We start from the raw sequence: 20,684 nt of genomic DNA on the forward strand, positions 1-20,684 counted from the left end.
ACCACATGCAGACCTTATCGATGAGAGCATTCACTCAGGAAGGAGTAGTTATGTCAACGTTAGAGGGATGGGCCTTTTTGGCCCTCATGGCCTGTTTGGTAGGGAGCGTCTTCGCGCTCACGCTCTTTGAAGGAAGTGCAGCGATCATCGTGAGTGTGATCGCAACCCTGCTCGGCATCTTGTCTGGCGGGTTGTATGCGGCTTCGGTGAAGCGACAACGATAATCGCCTCGCTATCAGCCACTAAACGCAGCGCACTGGCAGGGAGGCATAGCGCGCGCCGGAGGCGCTGCGGTGCAAAAACAAACCGGTGCGAGACGATGGCAGCCTCGCACCGGTCTGGATGGGAGCGCAACTAGCGGGTCTTAACGCCAAACGGCAGATACAACGGGCAGAAACCGATCGCGCTAGTGGCAACGAACACGATCGCCACAATCCCGGCGATCCAAGCCAGCGCCCCGGTCAAGACTTGGGTGACGATCATAAACCCAAGCAGCAACGCCACGATCACCCGCGCGATCCGATCAATATTGCCCATGTTCGGTGTCATTGCCTTCCTCCTCATCAGGTTATTCCTGTTGTGCCTATTACTACTATAGCCAAACGGCCAGCGCCGATCAGTGACAAAGTCACGTTGGCGGGAATCTGGAGTGCGGCAGTCAAACTGCCGCTCAGACGCAACGCGAGCAAAGACACAGTAGCGCCGGACGGCTGTCCGGCTCCGCAAAGGCGCAGAGGATTAAAACGCAAAGGCGCAAAGAACGCAAAGGACGCAAAGCGTTTTTGGCCAGCAGCCCGCGCAGCGGGCTTCGTACCCCTAGCCCGGCCCTTCAGGGCCGGGTTCTGGCCGGAGGGGGCTGGGGCCGCTTGCCTCGTGCGCGGGAGCAGCCCGCTGTGGGGATGCGCTCGCTGAAGCGGGAGATTGCTTCGGGCGCTCCGCGCCCTCGCAATGACAGACGGGCCTGTCATTGCGAGCCACCGGAGGCGGCGAAGCAATCCCCCGCGAGCGAAGAAGAAACCCCTTTCCGCTGCGCGGTGCCTCCCTAGCGGGGTTAAGGGGCGAACAGAACGTTGGTCGAGTACAACCGTTGTTCGCGGTGCAATGCCTCAAAGCGTAGCTCTCCACTCCCCTCTCCCGCGCCAGTGGGAGAGGGGCTGGGGGTGAGGGCCAGCAGCCTGCGCAGCGGGCTTCGTACCCCTAGCCCAGCCCTGAAGGGCTGGGTTCTAGCCGGAAGGGGACTGGGGTGGGGGATTTGCCTGCTTCCCCTCGCACTGACAACCGGGCCATCGTCGCTATGCAGCCCCATCTTGTGGTATCGTATGCCGGTACGCGCACGCAACGGAGAAGAACGGCATGCGGATTCTCTTTATCACCGGCGAATACCCGCCGCAGCCGGGAGGTGTCGGCGACTATACCCAACGGCTGGCGCAGACGCTTGCGATCGCCGGGCACGAAGCGATCACGCTGACAGCAACGAAGGGACGCTGGCAACTCTGGCGGGCAATGCCCAATGGCGATGAGGCATTGGTGGCGCCGGGAGGCCGGGCCAGTTGGCGGCTGGTTGCTGCCGGACGGCTAGCGCGGCTGGTGAGCCGCATCCGGCCTGATTGGTGCCATATCCAGTACCAGACCGGCGCGTATCAGTTGCAGGTTGGCGTCAATGTGCTGCCGTTGCTCTTGCGCCGCACTGGCATCGCGAGCGCCATCACCTATCACGACTTGTTGCCGCCGTACCTCTTCCCCAAGGCCGGGCCAGTGCGCGAGTGGGTGACGCTGCTGCCGGCACGCGCAGCCACTGCGGTGATCGCTACCAACCCCGAAGATGAAGCCACCCTGCGCAACGCTGGCCTCCAGCCCCGCCTGATCCCGATTGGTGCCAATATCGAACCGGCCCTACCGCCCGATTACGATCGCGCCGCGTGGCGGGCGCGGCTAGGTGTGGCTGCCGGCGAGGCGCTGATCGGCTATTTTGGCCTGTTGTCGCCGGGCAAGGGGGTGGATATGCTGACCGATCTGGTGACCGGCCAACCGCATTGGCGCTTGCTGATCATCGGCGGCGCCGCCACTACCCCCACCGATCGCGCCTACGCCGCCGCGGTGCAGCAACGCCTCACAACCGCCGGCCTGTACGATCGGGTCATCTTCACCGGCCACGTCGCCGCCGAGCAGGTCTCGGCTTATCTCAGCGCCTGCGATGTGGTGGCGCTGCCTTTCCGCGACGGCGCCTCGTTACGGCGTGGCAGCTTGCTGGCTGCGCTAGCTCACGGCTGCGCGATCGTCACCACCCCGCCCGCTTCGCCGGCCACCGCCGCCGCCCTCACCGGCGCCGTGCAGTTCGCTGCGGCCCAACCCGACGCCTTTACTGCCGCGATCAGCGCCTTGTTAGAAAACCCCGCCGCCCGCACCCGCCTCAGCGAGGCCGCCCGCACCGTTGCCCGCCGGTTTGATTGGCAGGCCATCGCTGCCGCCCATTTAGAGATGTATCGAGCGGTGGTACAGCGATAACCTGTGCAGAACGTTTTTGCTTTGGCCTTGGGAGTGCGGGCCGCTGGCCCGCGGATGACAATCATGGCGCGCCGCGCGAGAGCCATGCGCTCAGCTATGTATTTCGCTAGAGGAGGAGATTGCTTCGGGCGCTGTGCGCCCTCGCAATGACAACCGGGCCGGGCGCTGTGCGCCCTCGCAATGACAACCGGGCCGGGCGCTGCCGCCCCCCTCGCAATGACAACCGGGCCGGGCGCTGCCGCCCCCCTCGCAATGACAACCGGGCCGGGCGCTGCCGCCCCCCCTCGCAATGACAACCGGGCCGGGCGCTGCCGCCCCCCTCGCAATGACAACCGGGCCGGGCGCTGCCGCCCCCTCGCAATGACAACCGGGCCGGACGCTGTCGCCCCCTCGCAACGTGACCTGTTGTCATTGCGAGCCGCCGAAGGCGGCGAAGCAATCCCCCGCGAGCACGGGAATGATGCCTGCACGCACTCCCTTCGCTAGAGGAGGAGATCGCTTCGGGCACTAACGCACCTTCGCAATGACAATCGGGTCACCCGCGCTACACCTTTTGCAATAACACACTGGTAATCATTCAACCGCTAACACCTCGCATCACCGCATCGCGCAGATCGCGCGCAACTCGAATGTCGCCCAAAGCAATGCCTAAGCCCACAATCGTCTGCGCCACTTCGGGACTCACACCGATCAGCGTAAGTCGCGCTCCAAGCAAACGAACGCTCCGCGCCAGCGCGATCAGCCCATCAGCCGCAGCCTGATCCAGAAAGGGCACCCCTGTCACATCAACCAACAGCGATTGCGCCCGGCTCTGCTCGATCGCCTGCAATGCTCGCTGCTGAGCCAGCGCCAATCGCTCACCATCAAGCGCACCGATCAATGGCATCACCAGCATATCATCACGCACTGCTAAAATCGGCACGCTCAAGGCACGAATCTCGCGCCGCTGCCGCTCATTTTCGGCCAACGCTGCGGCCAGCGCCGCCTGCCGTTGCTCGCTTTCCGCTAACGCTGCTTGCAAGGCGGCGGTGCGCTCGGCCACCCGATCCTCCAACGCCTGATTGGCTTGGGCCAACTGTTGCGCCAACTGCTCAGCCCGACTCTGCGCTGCGGTTGCCAGCTCAATCGCCCGCCGCACGCTGCGGGTGCCAATACCAGCGATCAGACCGCAGATGACGGTAAGCAGCACGCCGACCACGACAATCTCGCCAGCCGAAGGCGCCACTTGCGGTCGACTCGCGACCCCGAACCATTGCCCGACCATGCCGGCAATACCCATTATGGCCGCAAATACGACGTGCTTCTCTTCACCAATGACCGCCGCCGTGATCACCGCGACAACAGCAAAGATTGGAACCAGCCCAATCTGGCTGGTACCAAACGGGATAACTGCAAAGCTGACTACCAGTACGATAATCAAACCAATAGTTGCTTGATTAACCAGCCCCACCCGGGCAACAGCAACAATGGCCACTACGAACCCAAGACCGATCAGATTAGCGACCAACTGGGGAATAGGATCGGGTTGGATGAGAACCAACGGAATTGACAACACCGACATAGAGACTAATGCCAATCCGATAAAGATGACGTTTTTACCCCGTCGTTGAATCTCCGGATCGGGGTGAGGAACTGCTAGTAACCAATTCCATAATGATGATGTATACATAAACGTCTATGTAAATAGAGCTAGCTTGCCCTGCCCATATTGTAGCACTTTGGAAACGAGAGCGCAGGCTAGCGTCAGGGTAGTGGCGCTAAATGCATAGCGACTGATTGAGCGGTGCAGCAATCAGTCACATCTTGTTCATAAATCGCATTCATCGCGCTGCACGCAGCGCAAAGAGCCATTTTGCTCGTTCTCATGAAGCATGTGTGCTCGCAACACACAACAGCGAGCGCACAACAAGATTTCAAATCATTGAATCGCGCCCCAAACGTGCTCATTCAGCCAAGAATGTCCGCACTAACGCCAGCACCTCTTCCGGCCGTTGTTCAGGAAACCAATGTGGATTGCCGGTTAGATGCACAACACAATCGGGACGCTGCCGCAACGCCTGCTCAAAACCGGCGGTAGAGGCAATCCGGTCGAGCGGAGAACGGATAAACAGCACTGGAAAGCGAATATCAGTAAATGGCGGCTGCTGTCCATATCCGACTAACCGCCATGGAGTCTGCACTAGCGTTAGCGGCCAATGCCAGTAGTGGTAACTATCGTAAGCGGCATTATGCGCATCTGGCGCACGATAGCCGCCAGCCATCAACATCGCGGCTGTAAAAAACCGTGCTATCGGCAGGTAGTAGGGCAAACCAAAAAGGATGCTATACAACCACCATAGCGCCCTCACCCCATGCTCCCCCCAATCGTAGCGAAACGACGAACCAACCGACAACGCAACCATGCGTTCAATCGGCAAATCAGGCTGTTGCCGCACATGCGCCCACGTAAAGGTCGCCCCCCAATCGTGCGCCATGATCACAACCTTACCGGTCGGGCTTGCTGCAATCACCACATCTATCAGCGCCGCTACTTCACGCGCCAAGCGCTCGTGCCGCAAATCATGCAGTGATGGCCAGTTTGGATTAGTGCGCCGGTTGGGCAATGCAATAGCATAAATATTCCGCTCGCGCAACCAGTCTTGCTGGCGTTCCGCTGGTGTGACATAAGCATCGTACATGTGTTCAGAGTCAGGAAAACCGTGCAACAACAACAGCGGGCTTCGCCGGCTTGCCGGCTCGTGATGAATCCATTTCAATTGGCAGAGCATCCGGCGCGCCGGTGGACGGCGCAGAGCCTGCCAGAATGTCGGGAACGACGTTATTGGCATAGATTAATCGACTCCTGTAGCAAACTGTCGCGCCGGCTGTCCCCACCACATAGCCGCGCTCAGCGGCGCTAAACTGAGCGTCGCGCCAATCAGGCAGAGGATCAGATAGCCGAATCCGGCCAAAATAAACCCGCTGCTCAGGCTGCCAAACGCTGAACCCAAATTGACGAGCAGATCGCTCGCACCCTGTACTGATCCGCGTTCGGCAGGGGTAATGGCGTCGGCTAACAATGACGATCCGGCAATATAGCAGAAATTCCACCCCAACCCGACCAAAAACAACCCCAAGGCCAGCCACGGCGTGAGCAGCGAAGCCGGTGAAATCAACGCCCCCGCAATCAACATCAGCGCGCCGAGGATGATGGTAAGCGGACGGCCCAGCCGGTCGGCGATCCGTCCGGTGAACATCGATAACCCAAACATGCCGAAGGTGTGCGCGCCGATCACCAGCGAAATGCTGTCAAGGCCATGGGCATGGTGGCTCATGTGCAGCGAGGTAACGCTCATCACCAACACCATCACCACTTGCCCCAACACCATGCTTACCAACCCCGCCCGTACCAGCGGCAAGCGCACGATCGCGCGCAGCGAGCGCGCTGGTGCGGCTGGTACATTCGCGGATGCGGCGGCCTGAGTCGCCACCCGTAACGCCAACACGCGCGGATCGGGGCGCAAAAAGAGCAATAACATCAACGCCGCCAATGCAAACAGGACTGCGCCGCCAAACATCGGCCCGGTGAGTTCGGGCAAGCCACTCGCCGCCGCGAATTGACCCAATGGCCCGACCAGCAACGGCCCACCCACCGCGCCAATCGTGCTGGCAAAAACGATCGTACTGATCGCACCCGCGCGCCGGTCTGGCAACACCGCATCAGCCGCCGCGTAACGGCTCTGATCAATAATCCCGCGCGCCATCCCAACCAGAAATAGCCCGCCTAAGAACAGCCAAAACGAGTGGCTCAGCACGGCGATGCCATCGACCACCATCCCTGCCAAACCCAGCAGCATCCCAGCGATGAGGCCGGGCCGGCGGCCAAACCGCTGCATCGCCCTGCCGGCCGGGTAGGCCGACAGCGCCGCGCCGGCCAGCATCAGCGTCGCCGGCAAGCCGGCCAGCGCGTCATTGCCGCTCAGTTGCGCGCCGGCAATCGCATTAACCGCGATGTTGGCAATCACCGCGGCAGATGCTAAACTCTGCGTAACAAATAAAGCGCCGATAATCCGGCGCGTAACGGCAGCATGGTCGAAAGCGATCGCAGACATGAACAGCACTCCGTGCATGCGTTGCAGCGAAAATCAATACTGCTTTGTATCATAACAGATTTTTGTCTTGTCAAGCAATTACGGCGCCGGATCGATCTGAGAACGACAAGTGCCAGACAGTATGCTAGTATGGCGATTGTTGTATCAGTGAATCATCGTTGTCAAAAGCCACCACAAGCGCTAACGAATGGCATCATGGTGTAGCGTGTTCAACTTTCAGTTCTTGGTCCATCACAGAGACGGTTCGCGCGAACCGCTCGCCTAACATCCGCCATCTCTGTTTTTCCCAGCGAGTCACTATGCGTCTCTTTCGCCGTTTCCAACTGATCATCGCTCGCCTGTCCGCCACCCGCCCCGGTGCATGGTTCGTGCGCACCTGCGTGCAACCGCTTGACCGGCTCGTTCTACGGGTTACTGGTGGACGGATGGGGGTCGTGTCGCTCGTGTATCCTACGCTAGTGCTCATTACCACTGGCGCGCGCAGCGGCGTGCAACGGCGCACCCCGCTGCTGTTCTTGCCTGACGGCAACCGGGTTGTGCTGGTAGCGTCGAACTTTGGCCGCGATCGCCATCCCGGCTGGTACTACAACCTGCGCGCCAATCCGCAGGCGCAGGTCAACATCTACGGTCACACCTTCACTTGTTGGGCACGCGAAGCCACCGGCATTGAATATCTCGAACTGTGGAAACGGGCCGTGCGCTACTATCCCGGTTTTGCCGTCTATGCTCGCCGGGCCGGGCGGACGGTGCCGATCATGGTGCTTGATATCAGTATGCCCACCTAATGATCAAGGGCGTCACCAACCCCTCAATCAGCGCCGCTACCAACACCAACGGCGCAATGACCAACAGCCACACTTTCGCCGCCTGCGCCGCCGCCCAAAGCAGGTTCTCGCCCACCGTAAATTCTCCCGGCGCGGTGAGCACTGCGGCGCCCATGCGCAAGCCTAACGCGGCGCTGAGCAAAAACGTGGGCAACTCGATGATGCCATGCGGCAACAGATACGCAACCAGAAAGGTTAACGGATTATCAGGCCCAACCCCGCCGCGTTCGATCAGCCGCCCGCAGACATAGCCAATCTGGGTGAAGACTGCTGCCGGCACGAGGAAGGGAAACACGCCGAGACTAAATGGCGCGAGTAGATTAGAGAGGATCGATACCCGCAGATTATTGAGAAAAATGAGCAGCGCCAACCACAGCGACGGCGCTACGCTGACTGCAATCTGATCCAGCATCTGTTCAACTGGCGGTAACACGAGTGAACGCGCCTGCATAAAGCCAAAGGCGCTGCCGGCCACCGCCGCCAACAGGCTGACCGCCAGCGGCAAGCGCAGCTCACGCAACAGCGCCGGCAACTCAGTGCGGTAAAATCGCCGTGGCGAGAAGGGCAAGCCGGCATAAGCGTAGAGTGGCGTTCCAGCCGGATGGTACTCGTTAAAGAAACGGCGAAACACCGCCCAAACCCGGCGCAAACTCATCTCTTCCCGGCTACGCGAGAAGATCGCCGCCCGCTGGAAGGTTTGCAACCCGCTACGCAGAAAAGCCATTGCCACGGCGATGATTGCGATCATCGCCAACCAAATCACATCGAACCGGCGGGCAATGAAGTAAGGCGCCTGCACCTGCAAGATGGCGGTTGTTGGCAGCAAAATCCCCGATGCCAGCAGCGAAGCTTCCCGTACACTCCCCGCGTGAATCGAAAGGCTGACGGCGCCGGTCACTAATGCCACCGCCACCGTGATAGTGAGCAACCCCATCTGGCCCAACAAGGCCGGCGACATTCCCGCTGCATACAGCGCAGGGAAGCTGATCGCCACAAGGCCATAGAAGAGGTATTGCGTCACCAGCGCGGTCACAAGCGGGATCAGCAGCGCACCAACCAGCTTACCCCAAAAGAGCTGGTGATCAGTAACTGGCAGCGCACAGAGTGACTCAAACGTATTCCGTTCACGCTCACCCACAAACGACTCAAGAGCTGCCACCAGCGCAAAGCTAATCGGCACAAAGCCGGCCAACACGCCGCCAAACGGCACAAGCGGCGCCAGCGCCAGCGGGTTGTCGATCTGGGGATAGATTGCATAGATGGCTGCAATCAAGCCGGTAGGCATTAAGATCGTTAGAAAACTCAGCAATCCCACTGAACGCCAATCGCGAGTGATCTCGATCAACTCGCGCCGGGCGATGATCCAGATCGGGCCGCCGCTAAACCACCCGATTTGCCGGCGCGGGCGCACTCGTTGGCCAAACCACGGACGCCGGATCTGTTCACGGGCCAACAGTTCTTCCCGGCTAAACGACCGCATCCCAATTTGCACCAGCAATACTACCAACGCGCTCAACCCCACCCACATAGCGATGACCAGATCCCAGCGATCGTTCACGATCAGAAATGCAATTAATTGCACGATCAAGGCCAGCGGCACCAAAATCAGGCTCGAGAGCAAACTTGCCGCGCGCACCGTGGTGACGTGTGACGAGATAATCACTGCACCGCTCACCATCACCAACGCCATCGTAACGACCAACGCCAGCAACAGCAACAGCCGCAACGGTTGAAACGAGACCAACGCCACATCAGACGCAAAGACGTATAAGATCGCGCCAAACACCAGTTGGCTCAGCAACGCGCCAATGAGCGGTAATGCCAGCGCCGCTGCCAGTTTCGCGAGGTACAATTCGCGATCGCCGAGCGGCAGCGCGAGCAGCGTTTCCAGCGTATTGCGTTCACGTTCGCCGGCAAACGACTCAAGCGCAAGCACCAGCGAGAAACCAGCCGGCAAAAAGCCCACCAACAGAATGGCAAACGGGATGATCTGAATGGCCAGATTAACCTGTTCAGTAAAGCGAATGAGCGTCAACGCCGCCGCTGCCACCAGCGCCGGCAGCGCCATCGAGAGGAGCGCGAGGGGGATGAGCTGGCGCCAATCAGTTAGGTTATCGCGCAACTCGCGGCGGGTAATGACCCACCACGCCGGCGACATGGGCGTGTGTGCATCGACGGTAGCAGTCTGTGAAAGAGAAAAGCGTTTCATCACTATCACCGGGTGCGTAGTGCCGGCGCCGCCTCATCCTCAGCCACAATCCGCAGGTAGAGGTCTTCGAGCCGGCGCGGTTGTTCAGAAAGGCTATACACCCCAATCCCAGCCTCAATCAGCCGGTTCAGAATCGCAGGATTCAGCACATGCGGCTCAGCGGTCTGCCAAACGAGCCGGTCATTGCCAACCGCCTCTGCCGCCACCAGATTGCGCACAATCGCCAGCGCGCGGTCTTGATCGACTGGCCGGGCCAAGGTCAACTCAAAAGCCGGATCGCCGAGCAACTGGCGGCTGAGTTCGGCGAAGGGGCCGGCGGCAATTATCTGACCGCCGCGGATGATGGCGATCCGATCGGCTAACTCCTCCGCTTCACTGAGATTGTGGGTGGTGAGCAAAATACTGCGCTTGGCGCTGCGCAACTCGCCGATCGCATCGCGCACGGTGCGCGCGCTCTGCGGATCCATCGCCGTCGTCGGCTCATCGAGAAACAGCACCGGCGGATCGTGGATCATCGCACGGATGAGCGCCATCTTTTGCCGCATGCCCTTGGAAAAACTCTCTAAGTTGCGGTCGCGCACCTCCCAGAGGCCAAATTGGCGCAAGAGGGCTTCGCTGCGCTGGCGACACTGGGTTGCATCAAGACCAAGCAGCGCGCCGAAGAAGGCAAGATACTCCAGCGCTGCCATGCGCCCGTACAGGCCGGGGTACTCGGTCAACAACCCCACCATCCCGCGCACCCGTTGCGCATCGCGCACCACATCATAGCCGCAGATGCGCGCTTGCCCACTGCTCGGCGGCAAAATCGCTGCCAGCATGCGCACGGTGGTCGTCTTACCGGCGCCATTGGGGCCTAACAGCGCGACTAACTCACCCGGTTCCACCACCAGATTGAGATCACGCACGGCGACAAAATCACCAAATTGTTTGTTCAGATGGATGGCTTCGATCATGCTCTGCCTACTTGGTACGGTGAACAAATCTCCGGCGCGGGTTACGCTCGTAGGTATTGTATACCGGGTTCATTACCAACCGGTAGGCAGATACGGTTGTTCGTCCCTACCGTGGATGGCGTAACTTAGGTATACTGCATAGAAACCCCATCACCACCTTGGAGCATCGCATGGACGAACCACAGCGCAGTAATGGCCCAGATATGGGCAACCAGCTCACGTATTGGAGTATTGTCGGCATCACGGCGCTCCTCTGTTTTGCATGGCTGCTGACCGGCAGTCTCGTGCTGACGCTGATTATTATCGTGCTGGGGCTGCTTCATTTGGCGCAATTCTTTCCTGATGCCGAAGCCCTGATTCGCGCCGATCCAATCCTGCTTGCGCTGCGCCGGTTCTCATTGCCGCTCGTGCTAGTCCTTACGGTGATTGCGCTCGTCATGCGGTACGTTCGGTTGTGAAATTTAGACGTTTTGCACAAATCATGCAGCGTTTCAGTTGTTGAAATCATCCAATTCCTCTGCTATGATGCAAGCAGTAAGCCATCGCACGTGATGGCTGCCGCCAGTCTCAGTGGGGAGCTGGCCGGTGGTTGCAATGCAGCAGCGCGGAGGAAGCGATGGAAGTGCAAGGAATATTAATTGGCTTGATCGGGTGGGCAGCGACGGCAGTGCTGGCGCTGGGAACGCCGCGGCTGTCAGCGATTGAACAGCGGGCCGTTATCGTCTGTAGCTGGCTGGTGTGGATGATCCCCGGTTTTGGGGCGTTTGTGCGCAGCGGCGCCATCACGATCGACGCCGCCGCTCTCTATATTGGGGTCTCGACGGTGCTGTTGGCCGCGCTGCTGCTGATCGGCGCGCGCGGACGCAAGCGGGTGCGGTAAAGGTTGAGCGCTGCTCTGCCCTCTAGGGGGCAGAGCAGCGCTCTGCCCCTACATCACGCATCGTAATACATCATGAACTCATACGGGTGCGGGCGCAACGCCAATCCGACCGCCTCTTTGCGCTTGGTGTCGATGTAGGCTTCGAGCAGGTCGGTGGTAAACACACCACCCTTCAACAAGAATTCGTGATCCTGCTCGAGTGCATCGAGCGCCTCGTTGAGCGAGCCGGGGGTGCCGCGAATGCCGGCCTTCTCTTCCGGCGACAGCTCGTAGATGTCCACATCCAGCGGCGGCGGCGGCTCGATCTTGTTCTGGATACCGTCGAGGCCGGCCATCATCATCGCCGCAAAGGCCAGATAGGGGTTGCACATGGCATCCGGCGCGCGGAATTCGATCCGGCGGGCCTTCGGCGATGAGCTGTAGGTCGGGATGCGGATCGCCGCCGAGCGGTTGCGCATTGAGTAGACGAGGTTGATCGGGGCCTCGAAGCCGGGCACTAGCCGCCGGTAGCTGTTGGTGGTCGGCGCGCAGATCGCCAGCAAGGCCGGTGCGTGCTTCAGAATGCCGCCAATGTAGTATTGCGCCGTCTTCGACAGCAGCGCGTACTGCGTCTCGTCAAAGAAGAGCGGCTCGCCGTCCTTCCACAAGCTCTGGTGGGTGTGCATACCCGAACCGTTATCGCCGAAGATCGGCTTGGGCATAAACGTCGCGCTGTAGCCGTGAGCGCGAGCGACGTTGCGCACAATGTACTTGTACTTCTGCACCTTGTCGGCCATGTTGACCAGCGAGTCGAAGCGCATATCGATCTCGCACTGGCCAGCGGTCGCCACCTCGTGGTGGTGCAGCTCGATCTCGATCCCGATCTCCATCATCTTCAGGATCATCTCCGAGCGGATGTCCTGCAAGGTATCGGTCGGCGGCACCGGGAAGTACCCCTCTTTGTGGCGGATGCGGTAGCCCTTGTTGCCCCCCGGCACTTCAGCCCCCGTGTTCCACACCGCTTCGGGGCTGTCAATGTAATAGAACCCCTGATTGGCGCTCTGGCCGAACCGCACGTCGCTAAAGAGGAAGAATTCCGCTTCCGGCCCAAAGTAGGCGGTGTCGGCAATACCGGTTGACTTCAGATACGCCTCAGCCTTCTTCGCCACGGTGCGCGGGTCGCGGCTGTAGGACTGGCGCGTGATCGGGTCGATAATGTCACAGATCAGCACCAGCGTCGGCACGCTCAGGGTCGGATCAATGAAAGCGGTTGAGGGATCCGGCACCATCAACATATCGCTCTCGTTGATCGCCTGAAAGCCCTTGATCGACGAGCCATCGAAGCCTAACCCTTCCCGGATCATATCTTCGGTCAACCGCGAGGCCGGCAACGAGTAGTGCTGCCACCCGCCGAAGAGGTCGGTAAAGCGCGTGTCAACAATTTGAATTCCTTTGGCTTTGATCAGCTCGATAACGCCCTTCGCATCCATTGCCATGAGAACCTACTCCTTACAGTACAAGAACGAACGCGGTCCGCCAGAACGAACATGGTCCTGAAACAGGAAACGACGCCGCGGCACATTGGCGACCGGCGGCGTCGTATTCTTCCTGTCGGCTTCCGTCACATGGGGGGCAGACAGAGCGCAGCGCGCGAGGCAGGCGGCAAACCCGGCGAGGCATTCACTTCAATGCAACGCGACATCGCAGCATCGAAACGATCATCGTCAAACCGGGCCACGTCGGTGTTGGCCGTTGCGCCTACACAGGCAGCGTGCAACATCTGCACCTATCAGTAGTCTAATCAGTTGCCGCCACGCGCGCTACGGTGAGACGGTACAATCCTTGCGCTCATCGGATTGGATAGTTTGTCTAATGGTTAGCTCTGACCATCGTTATCAATTCACCAGATAAGAAACTTGCTTTGGGCGGCAGTCCCGCCGCATTGCGGCGAGATCCGCTCCCACACAACCCACATACCTCGCACCCATTTTACAAAGCGGCGCGAGAGGGGTACAATGGCAAGCCGATCCACGCCGCCACGCTGCGGCTGTTGCCTCAAGATACAGTGGTGAAAGGACAGAAGCGCTGTGAGCAAGAAGATCCGCGTTGCGATTATTGGCGTTGGCAATTGCGCCTCTTCATTGGTGCAAGGGGTTCATTACTACCGCAATGCCCGCGATGGCGATGACATCCCCGGCTTGATGCACGTCAATCTCGGCGGCTACCACATCGGCGACATTGAGTTTTCGGCGGCGTTCGACATTGCCGATACCAAGGTCGATCGCGATCTGGCCGAGGCGATTTTCGCCGAACCAAATAATACCTATCGCTTTGCCGACGTGCCCAAGCTGGGGGTACCCGTCTCGCGCGGGATGACCCACGACGGCATCGGCAAATATCTCAGCACGGTTATCCGCAAAGCCAAGCGTGATACCGATGACATTGTCCGCATTCTGCGCGAAACCAAGACCGATGTGGTCGTCAATTTCTTGCCCGTCGGCAGCGAGATGGCGACGAAGTGGTACGTCGAGCAGGTGCTCGATGCCGGCTGCGCCTTTATCAACTGCATTCCGGTCTTCATCGCCAGCCAAGAGTATTGGCGGCGGCGGTTTGAAGAGAAGGGCTTGCCGATCATCGGCGATGATATCAAGAGCCAAGTCGGCGCGACCATTACCCACCGCGTGCTGACCACCCTCTTCAAAGAGCGTGGCGTGCGCCTTGACCGCACCTATCAGTTGAATTTCGGCGGCAACACTGACTTCCTCAATATGCTCGAACGTGAGCGGCTCGAGAGCAAGAAGATTAGCAAGACCAATGCGGTCACGTCGCAGTTGGGCTACGAGCTGCCGGCAGAGAATGTTCACGTCGGGCCGAGCGACTATGTGCCGTGGCTGGGTGATCGCAAGTGGTGCTATATTCGCATGGAAGGCACCACCTTCGGCGATGTGCCGCTGAACCTCGAACTGAAGCTGGAAGTGTGGGATTCGCCCAATTCGGCGGGCGTGGTGATCGACGCGATCCGCTGCGCGAAGCTGGCGCTCGACCGCGGCATCGGCGGCGCGCTCTACGGGCCGAGCAGCTACTTTATGAAGACGCCGCCGCGCCAGTTTACCGACTACGAGGCGCGCGAACTGACCGAGCGCTTCATCAGCGGCGAGGCTGGCGCGAAGTAAGGCACGCAAAGGCGCAGAGACGCTAAGGGATTGCGGGTGTGAGCCAAGTGAGCGTGTAACTCTATCCTGCGCGTCTTCGTGTCGCTGCGCCTTTGCGTCAACACTAGCCAAACAGGACGGGCATGAAACTGATTGTGCAGATTCCGGCCCTCAACGAACGCGATACGATCGCCGAGGTCATTCGCGCCGTGCCCCGCCATATCCCCGGCGTGGATCAGGTTGAGGTGTTGATTATTGACGATGGCTGCACCGACGACACGGTGGCGGTGGCGCTCGCCGCTGGCGCTGACCACGTGGTGCGCCACACCGCCAACAAGGGGTTGGCCACCGCTTACCAAACCGGCGTTGACACGGCGCTGCGCCTCGGCGCTGACATTATTGTTAATACTGACGCTGACAACCAATACCCCGGCAGCGAGATTCCGCGTCTGATCGAGCCTATTTTGGCCGGCAAGGCTGATATCGTGATCGGCGACCGGCAGGTGCATCAGATCGAGCACTTTTCGCCGCTGAAAAAGGCGTTGCAACACGTCGGCAGCGCGGTGGTGCGTTGGGCCTCGGAAACCAACGTCCCCGATACTGTCTCTGGCTTTCGCGCCCTCTCGCGCGAAGCCGCCTTGCGCACCTTCGTCACGTCAGATTTTTCCTACACCGTAGAAAACTTGATCCAAGCTGGCAAGCGGCGGCTCACCATCGTCGCGGTGCCGATTACCACCAACCCGGTCAAGCGCCCCTCGCGCCTGCACCGCGGCAATTGGAATTTCATCAAGCGGCAGGCGGCGATCATCGCCCGCACCTACACCACCTACGAACCGCTCAAAGTCTTTAGCTACATTGCCCTCTTCTTTGCCACGCCGGGCTTCATTCTGTTGGCGTGGGCAGCGTTTGTGTTCATTGGGCGCCGTTTGGGCATCTTATCAGCCACCAATGACCAGTCGTTGCTGGTAGGCAGCGTATTGGTCCTGATGGCGCTCATCATCTTTCTGATCGGATTGCTGGCCGACCGCGTCGGCGGTGTGCGCCGGCTGCAAGAAGAGATTCTCTACCGTACGCGCGTCAATCTGGTTGAACAAGAGGCATGGCGGCGCACGATCAGCGCCCGCCTCGACCGGATCGAGCGGGCGCTGGGAGTGACCGTCAACGACGAGCCTGATGAGACTGTGGTCAAAGACTCTCAACCGCCAGTGCGACCTTGACGAGCTGCCAGTTGCTAATGCCCGGCGGTATTGATCTCTTCCGCCTCGAAAACGGATGGGTTCGGATCGCCTTCAACCACAATCTTCGCAATCGCTCCCTTATCGATTGCGCGGCTGAGCGCGTGATCGACCAAGATGTAGGTACCCGGCACTTCTAGTTTGAATTCGATGATCACCGCTCCACCTGCCGGGATGGTGGTGGTTTGTACGTTGTGGTTCTGCAAACTGCCACCTTCGACGTACACCGTATCGAAGATTTCGCCGATCACGTGGAAGTTGCTGCTCACGTTCGGGCCACCCACGCCAACGAACAACCGCACCGTCTCGCCAACCCGCGCCTTCATCGCGTTGTCGCCAGTCAGGCCAGCCGCCCGCCCATTAAAGACGATGTAGGTCGGGTTTTCATCTTTCACTGCCAGCGGATTAAAGGTCAGATGGCCCTGCGTCCCGTGGTTCTGTTGGGTGTAGAAATCACCCTGCATCACGTAGAACTCGCGATCGACCGGCGGCAAACCGCCTTCCGGCTCTACCACAATCAAGCCATACATGCCATTGGCGATATGCGACGGAATGTGCGGCGTCGCACAGTGATAGACGTACACACCGGGGTTGAGCGCCTTGAAGCGGAACCGCTTGGTCTGGCCGGGAGCGACCTGCGTCGCCACCGCGCCGCCGCCGGGACCAGTGACCGCGTGCAAGTCGATCGAATGCGGCAACATGCTATCAGGCGCATTGGTCAACGCCAGCTCGACCGTATCACCGGCCCGCACCCGGATCATTGGGCCGGGAACCGTGCCATCAAACGTCCAAAAGGTGTATGTGCTGCCATCACCGAGATACCCCACCACCTCGCGCGTCGTCAATTCAACCGTCACCGTCTGCGCCGGGCGCGCGCCGACCGGCGCCGGCACTGCATTGGCCGGCAACATCACATCATGGGTCACTTCCATCGCTGGGGCCACTGTCGGCAAGACCGGCATCTGCACCCCAGCGCCCGATGGGGCAGAAACGGCGGCGCAACCCGCTAACAAGGCAACCAGCGCAATGAGTGTCAAGAGGCGTACCATACATACTCTCCTTTGCAGCTAACAGGCAGTTCCTTTGGCTGGCTCTATCGTAGCAAGCGCCGGCCCATCAGAATGTGACAGAAGTCACAGGTTGTCTGCCCATCGCCAGAATGTGCTACCATAAGCGCATTCTGGCAATAGCACGGAGAGAGATATGATTGACACGCTTCGCCAGCACTGGGCCAGCGGCGCCGTCGTCTACAATGCGTGGCTGACCATCCCTAGCCCGTGGAGCGCCGAATTGCTTGCGACCGCCGGCTTTCCCTCGCTCACCATCGATCTGCAACATGGGCTGATTGACGATCCCACCGCATTGCACATCCTGCATACGATCGATCAGCGCCGCTGTCCGGTCTTTGTCCGGTTGGCATGGAACGAACCGGCTGCGATTATGCGCGCGCTCGATCGCGGCGCAGCCGGGATTATTGCGCCGCTGATCAATGGCCCCGACGATGTGCGGGCACTAGTGGCGGCCTGCCGCTTCCCGCCGGAAGGCATCCGCAGTTATGGCCCGGTGCGGGTAGGGGTCGCGCATGGCGTCGCCGAACCGGCTGCGGTGGCGCGGCTGCCGGTGCTGATGCCGATGATCGAGACGGCAAAAGCACTAGAACAACTTGAGGCGATTGCTGACGTACCCGGCATCGATGGCCTCTACGTCGGGCCGGCTGATCTGAGCCTCAGCCTCGGCTTGCCGGTGCCGGTCGATTTCCACGCGCCACCCTTCCGGGCCGCGCTGAGCCAAATCGTGGCCGTGTGCCGGCAACGCGGGTTGGCAACCGGCATCTACGCCAACCCCGATATTGCCGCCGATCTGGCTGCGCTTGGCTTCAACTTTATTACCATTGTCAACGACGGGGATTTAATCATGAAAGGGGCCATCGCCGCGTTACGCGGGGTAGGGGCATCGTAGGGGCTTAGCGGCGCTAATCCCCTACGATGCCTCACGCCTCAGCGCATGCCGCCAACCCTTCGCGATCACAAATTGCAATTGCGCCGCGCTCGATCCGGATCAACCCTTGCCCTTCAAATTGATGCAAGGTGCGGCTGACCATCTCGCGCACGGTGCCGATCATCGCCGCCATTTCGGCTTGGGTCAGCGGCGCCATTAATACACCCTGTTCTGAAGCAGTTGCGCGATTGAGCAATAACTGCGCCAAACGGCCTTGCACGCTGTGCAGGGCAATATTGTCGATCAGATTGACCATGTGGCGCAGCCGTCCGGCAAATTCGCGCAACAATGCCAACGCTAACGGCGGATGCTCAGCCACCAACCGGCGCATCTGGTCAATGGGTAACACCAGCAGATCAACATCGGTAATCGCTTCGACATTGACCGGGCAGGCTCCTTCATCGAAAATCGGCACCGCATTACAATGCTGGCCGGCCCCCATCACATTGACAATCTGCTCGCGGCCATTGGGCGCAATCCGGGTCAATTTCACTCGCCCAGCGACGATCGTATACATTGCCTGCGGCGGCTCGCCGGCCAGCACGATCACCGCGCCAGCCGGATACGAGCGCGGTTGGGCAATCATCGCTAACGCCTGCACGGCATGATCGGGCAGGTGAGTGCAGAAGCTCACGCGGCGCAATTGGGCTATTCGTTCGTTGCTCAATCTCTACCTGCTCATGTGACGATTGTCACTGCGTATCGATGATAACACCATTATAGTAGCGGGCAGAAGCACTGAAAAGGGGTGAGCGTATGAACGTACAACCACATCCATCCGCCGTCACCGTGCTGCCCGAAATTGATCGCAACCGCTGCAACGGCTGCGGCATCTGCGTCGCGCTCTGCCCGACGCACGCCGTCGCGGTGCGCGATGGTTGCGCGGTAATTGTTGATGCTGATGCCTGCAACTTTTGCCCGCTCTGCGAAACCTATTGCCCGCAAGGCGCGATTGGGCGACCGTTCACCATCACCTTCTGCACCGCATAGGGTTGCGGTTGCATGCCGGGGGCCGCGCGCCGTGCGTCCACTACAGGGAAACAATATCCTTTTCCATCACAAGGCTGGGCCAACCCAACCGGGCGCGCCAGCCGTCTAACCGCCACACTTCGCGATAGCCCAACCGGCGATAGAATCGCTGCGCGCCGGTATTGCTCACTAGCACCTGCAACCGGGCGCGAGCCAAGCCACGAGTGCGGATGCGGTCTTCCAGCGCGGCTATCAATAGCTGCCCTGCGCCACGACCGCGCGCCGCCGCTGCTACCACCACGCTGTGGATCAAGGCGCTCTGCGCATCATCGTGCCGGTAGACGCCGAACAGGGTGCGAGAGACGGTGGCCGCTAATTGCAGCGTCGGTAGCAGGCCGATCTCGCGCAGCGCCGCCGCGAGCGTGCCGCGCGGCGCGCGCTCGAACACCGGCGCGCCGGGGAATTGCAGCATACCGGTGCCGATCACACGCTGTTGCTCATCGCACACCACATACCGGTGATCAAAAGCAGCCGCACCATTGGCCTCCAACGTATACGCCAGCAGCCGCTCTTGCCCCTCGCGCGCGCCACTCAGCGCGCCGGGCAATTCGGCGTGGTACAACTCGACAATCAAACGGGCTATATCCAGTACGTCGTTCGTGGTGGCGGGACGAATAGTAAATGCCGGCATACGATCAACCTCTAACCTAGGCAAAGGCGCAGAGAATGCAAAGGCGCAAAGGTTGTTTAACGCAAAGACGCGAAGCACGCGAAGGTCACAAAGGGCTTAACGCAAAGACGCGAAGCACGCGAAGGTCACAAAGGGCTTAACACAAAGACGCGAAGAGCGCAAAGGGCGCAAAGTGGATGATAAGGATAGACCACAAGTACGGTTTGGGGTAAACACCAAAAAACCTTAGCGACCTCTGCGTTCGCTGCGCCTTTGCGTTTATCCCTCTTTGCGTCTCTGCTCCCTTTGCGCCTTTGCCTACCCCATCGACCATGGCGGCGATTGCCGTTCGAGAAAGGCCCGCAGGCCGGCCTGCCCCTCCGGGCCGGTGCGCGCCGCCGCGATCGCCTCGATCGCCAACCGGCGCACCTCGGCCAGCGGCTCAGTGCGCACGGCGCGCAGCAACTCCTTGCTGGCCGCAATCGCCTGCGGGCCGCAGCGCAGCAGATCAGCCACGACGTTATCGACCGCGGTATCAAGCTGGTCTGGCAAAACCACTTCATGCACCAACCCAATCGCCAGCGCCTGCGCCGCCTTGATCCGCCTCCCGGTCACGAACAAGGCACGGGCATGGCCAAACCCGATCCGGGCCGCCACAAAGCGGGCAATCACTGCCGGCAACAACCCCAACCGCACTTCGGTCAAGCCAAACACCGCCTCATCGGCAGCCACTGCATAATCGGCGCAACAGACCAACCCCACCCCACCCCCCAAGGCTGCCCCATGCACCCGCGCCACCACCGCCTGCGGCAGCGTATCGAGCGCGGTAAACATCGCATCAAGCCGGGTCGCATCGGCGACATTCTCTTCATGCGAATACGCCAAACTATTCCGCATCCAATTCAGATCGGCCCCTGCGCAAAACGAAGGGCCGTCGCCTTGCACCACCAGCACCCGCACCACCGGATCATGCCGCACCTCGTGACAGACCTCGGTGATGCCGGCGATCACTTCCGGGTTAAACGCATTATGCACCGCCGGACGTTGCAGGGTCAGCGTCGCCACCGGCCCATTGCGGGTCAGGGTCAGCACTGCCATAGTGATACTCCTGTGTGAATGCAAAAGGTTGGCTTAACGCGAAGGTCGCAATGAGTGTAACGCAAAGACGCAGAGGAGGCAAAGACGCCAAGAGTGTAACGCAAAGGCGCAAAGGAGGCAA

Annotated in this window: 20 protein-coding genes; 9 read left to right on the forward strand and 11 right to left on the reverse strand. The window is 60.2% G+C overall.

Annotated features, from left to right (window positions below; translation table 11 throughout):
• Positions 1-50: 50 nt before the first annotated feature.
• Entirely contained in the window at positions 51-224 is a 174-nt protein-coding gene (locus tag A6A03_RS20295) for a hypothetical protein (protein ID WP_156525265.1), read from the forward strand.
• A gap of 130 nt (positions 225-354) precedes the next feature.
• On the opposite strand, the gene A6A03_RS04725 is transcribed toward A6A03_RS20295, so the two are convergent.
• Positions 355-549 carry a YgaP family membrane protein gene (locus tag A6A03_RS04725; protein WP_066784123.1) on the reverse strand — a complete coding sequence of 65 codons (195 nt, stop codon included), beginning with the start codon at positions 547-549 and terminating at the stop codon, positions 355-357.
• A gap of 804 nt (positions 550-1,353) precedes the next feature.
• On the opposite strand from A6A03_RS04725, the gene A6A03_RS04730 reads away from it, so the two are divergent.
• Entirely contained in the window at positions 1,354-2,505 is a 1,152-nt protein-coding gene (locus A6A03_RS04730) for a glycosyltransferase (protein ID WP_066784125.1), read from the forward strand.
• Positions 2,506-3,082: 577 nt separating this feature from the next.
• Here the strand turns inward: A6A03_RS04730 and A6A03_RS04735 are convergent.
• From A6A03_RS04735 to A6A03_RS04745, 3 genes are all read right to left on the reverse strand, one after another.
• Positions 3,083-4,066, reverse strand: a complete 984-nt coding sequence (locus tag A6A03_RS04735) for an STAS domain-containing protein (protein WP_066784127.1) — start codon at positions 4,064-4,066, stop codon at positions 3,083-3,085.
• A gap of 382 nt (positions 4,067-4,448) precedes the next feature.
• The gene (locus A6A03_RS04740) at positions 4,449-5,333 is read right to left on the reverse strand and encodes an alpha/beta fold hydrolase (RefSeq protein WP_066784130.1); all 885 of its coding nucleotides are present in this window, start codon (positions 5,331-5,333) and stop codon (positions 4,449-4,451) included.
• A 3-nt stretch (positions 5,334-5,336) separates the two neighbouring features.
• A complete protein-coding gene (locus tag A6A03_RS04745) occupies positions 5,337-6,596 on the reverse strand; it encodes an MFS transporter (protein WP_066784133.1) in 1,260 nt (419 codons plus the stop codon).
• Between the two features lie 299 nt (positions 6,597-6,895).
• Here A6A03_RS04745 and A6A03_RS04750 point away from each other — a divergent pair, with 299 nt between their 5' ends.
• The gene (locus tag A6A03_RS04750) at positions 6,896-7,381 is read left to right on the forward strand and encodes a nitroreductase/quinone reductase family protein (RefSeq protein WP_066784135.1); all 486 of its coding nucleotides are present in this window, start codon (positions 6,896-6,898) and stop codon (positions 7,379-7,381) included.
• On the opposite strand, the gene A6A03_RS04755 is transcribed toward A6A03_RS04750, so the two are convergent.
• On the reverse strand, positions 7,365-9,629 hold the full coding sequence (locus tag A6A03_RS04755; protein WP_066784137.1) for a stage II sporulation protein M: 2,265 nt from the start codon (positions 9,627-9,629) through the stop codon (positions 7,365-7,367). The genes A6A03_RS04750 and A6A03_RS04755 overlap by 17 nt on opposite strands.
• A 5-nt stretch (positions 9,630-9,634) precedes the next feature.
• Positions 9,635-10,582 carry an ABC transporter ATP-binding protein gene (locus A6A03_RS04760; RefSeq protein ID WP_066784140.1) on the reverse strand — a complete coding sequence of 316 codons (948 nt, stop codon included), beginning with the start codon at positions 10,580-10,582 and terminating at the stop codon, positions 9,635-9,637.
• 170 nt (positions 10,583-10,752) lie between these two features.
• Here A6A03_RS04760 and A6A03_RS04765 point away from each other — a divergent pair, with 170 nt between their 5' ends.
• Both A6A03_RS04765 and A6A03_RS04770 read left to right on the forward strand, forming a co-directional pair.
• Positions 10,753-11,040, forward strand: a complete 288-nt coding sequence (locus A6A03_RS04765) for a hypothetical protein (protein ID WP_066784142.1) — start codon at positions 10,753-10,755, stop codon at positions 11,038-11,040.
• 158 nt (positions 11,041-11,198) lie between these two features.
• Positions 11,199-11,462: a hypothetical protein gene (locus tag A6A03_RS04770; RefSeq protein WP_066784145.1), complete on the forward strand. Its 264-nt coding sequence runs from the start codon at positions 11,199-11,201 to the stop codon at positions 11,460-11,462.
• Positions 11,463-11,515: 53 nt separating this feature from the next.
• Here A6A03_RS04770 and glnA read toward each other — a convergent pair whose 3' ends face one another.
• Positions 11,516-12,937, reverse strand: a complete 1,422-nt coding sequence (glnA, locus tag A6A03_RS04775; protein WP_066784148.1) for a type I glutamate--ammonia ligase — start codon at positions 12,935-12,937, stop codon at positions 11,516-11,518.
• A gap of 591 nt (positions 12,938-13,528) precedes the next feature.
• Here glnA and A6A03_RS04780 point away from each other — a divergent pair.
• The gene (locus A6A03_RS04780) at positions 13,529-14,614 is read left to right on the forward strand and encodes an inositol-3-phosphate synthase (protein WP_066784151.1); all 1,086 of its coding nucleotides are present in this window, start codon (positions 13,529-13,531) and stop codon (positions 14,612-14,614) included.
• 122 nt (positions 14,615-14,736) lie between these two features.
• On the forward strand, positions 14,737-15,810 hold the full coding sequence (locus A6A03_RS04785) for a glycosyltransferase family 2 protein (RefSeq protein ID WP_066784152.1): 1,074 nt from the start codon (positions 14,737-14,739) through the stop codon (positions 15,808-15,810).
• A 14-nt stretch (positions 15,811-15,824) separates the two neighbouring features.
• Here the strand turns inward: A6A03_RS04785 and nirK are convergent, their stop codons facing one another.
• Positions 15,825-16,877, reverse strand: a complete 1,053-nt coding sequence (gene nirK / locus A6A03_RS04790) for a copper-containing nitrite reductase (protein WP_066784153.1) — start codon at positions 16,875-16,877, stop codon at positions 15,825-15,827.
• Positions 16,878-17,031: 154 nt separating this feature from the next.
• Here nirK and A6A03_RS04795 point away from each other — a divergent pair, with 154 nt between their 5' ends.
• Entirely contained in the window at positions 17,032-17,787 is a 756-nt protein-coding gene (locus A6A03_RS04795; RefSeq protein WP_066784156.1) for an HpcH/HpaI aldolase family protein, read from the forward strand.
• Between the two features lie 31 nt (positions 17,788-17,818).
• On the opposite strand, the gene A6A03_RS04800 is transcribed toward A6A03_RS04795, so the two are convergent.
• Positions 17,819-18,493 (reverse strand): Crp/Fnr family transcriptional regulator, encoded by a 675-nt coding sequence (locus tag A6A03_RS04800; protein ID WP_066784159.1) that lies wholly within the window; start codon positions 18,491-18,493, stop codon positions 17,819-17,821.
• Positions 18,494-18,582: 89 nt separating this feature from the next.
• Here A6A03_RS04800 and A6A03_RS04805 point away from each other — a divergent pair, with 89 nt between their 5' ends.
• Entirely contained in the window at positions 18,583-18,816 is a 234-nt protein-coding gene (locus A6A03_RS04805; protein ID WP_066784161.1) for an ATP-binding protein, read from the forward strand.
• A gap of 40 nt (positions 18,817-18,856) precedes the next feature.
• On the opposite strand, the gene A6A03_RS04810 is transcribed toward A6A03_RS04805, so the two are convergent.
• The gene (locus tag A6A03_RS04810; protein ID WP_066784164.1) at positions 18,857-19,486 is read right to left on the reverse strand and encodes a GNAT family N-acetyltransferase; all 630 of its coding nucleotides are present in this window, start codon (positions 19,484-19,486) and stop codon (positions 18,857-18,859) included.
• A gap of 297 nt (positions 19,487-19,783) precedes the next feature.
• Positions 19,784-20,563: an enoyl-CoA hydratase-related protein gene (locus A6A03_RS04815; protein ID WP_066784167.1), complete on the reverse strand. Its 780-nt coding sequence runs from the start codon at positions 20,561-20,563 to the stop codon at positions 19,784-19,786.
• Positions 20,564-20,684: the final 121 nt, after the last annotated feature.

Origin of the sequence: Chloroflexus islandicus, assembly GCF_001650695.1 — a bacterium.
Taxonomy (GTDB): domain Bacteria; phylum Chloroflexota; class Chloroflexia; order Chloroflexales; family Chloroflexaceae; genus Chloroflexus; species Chloroflexus islandicus.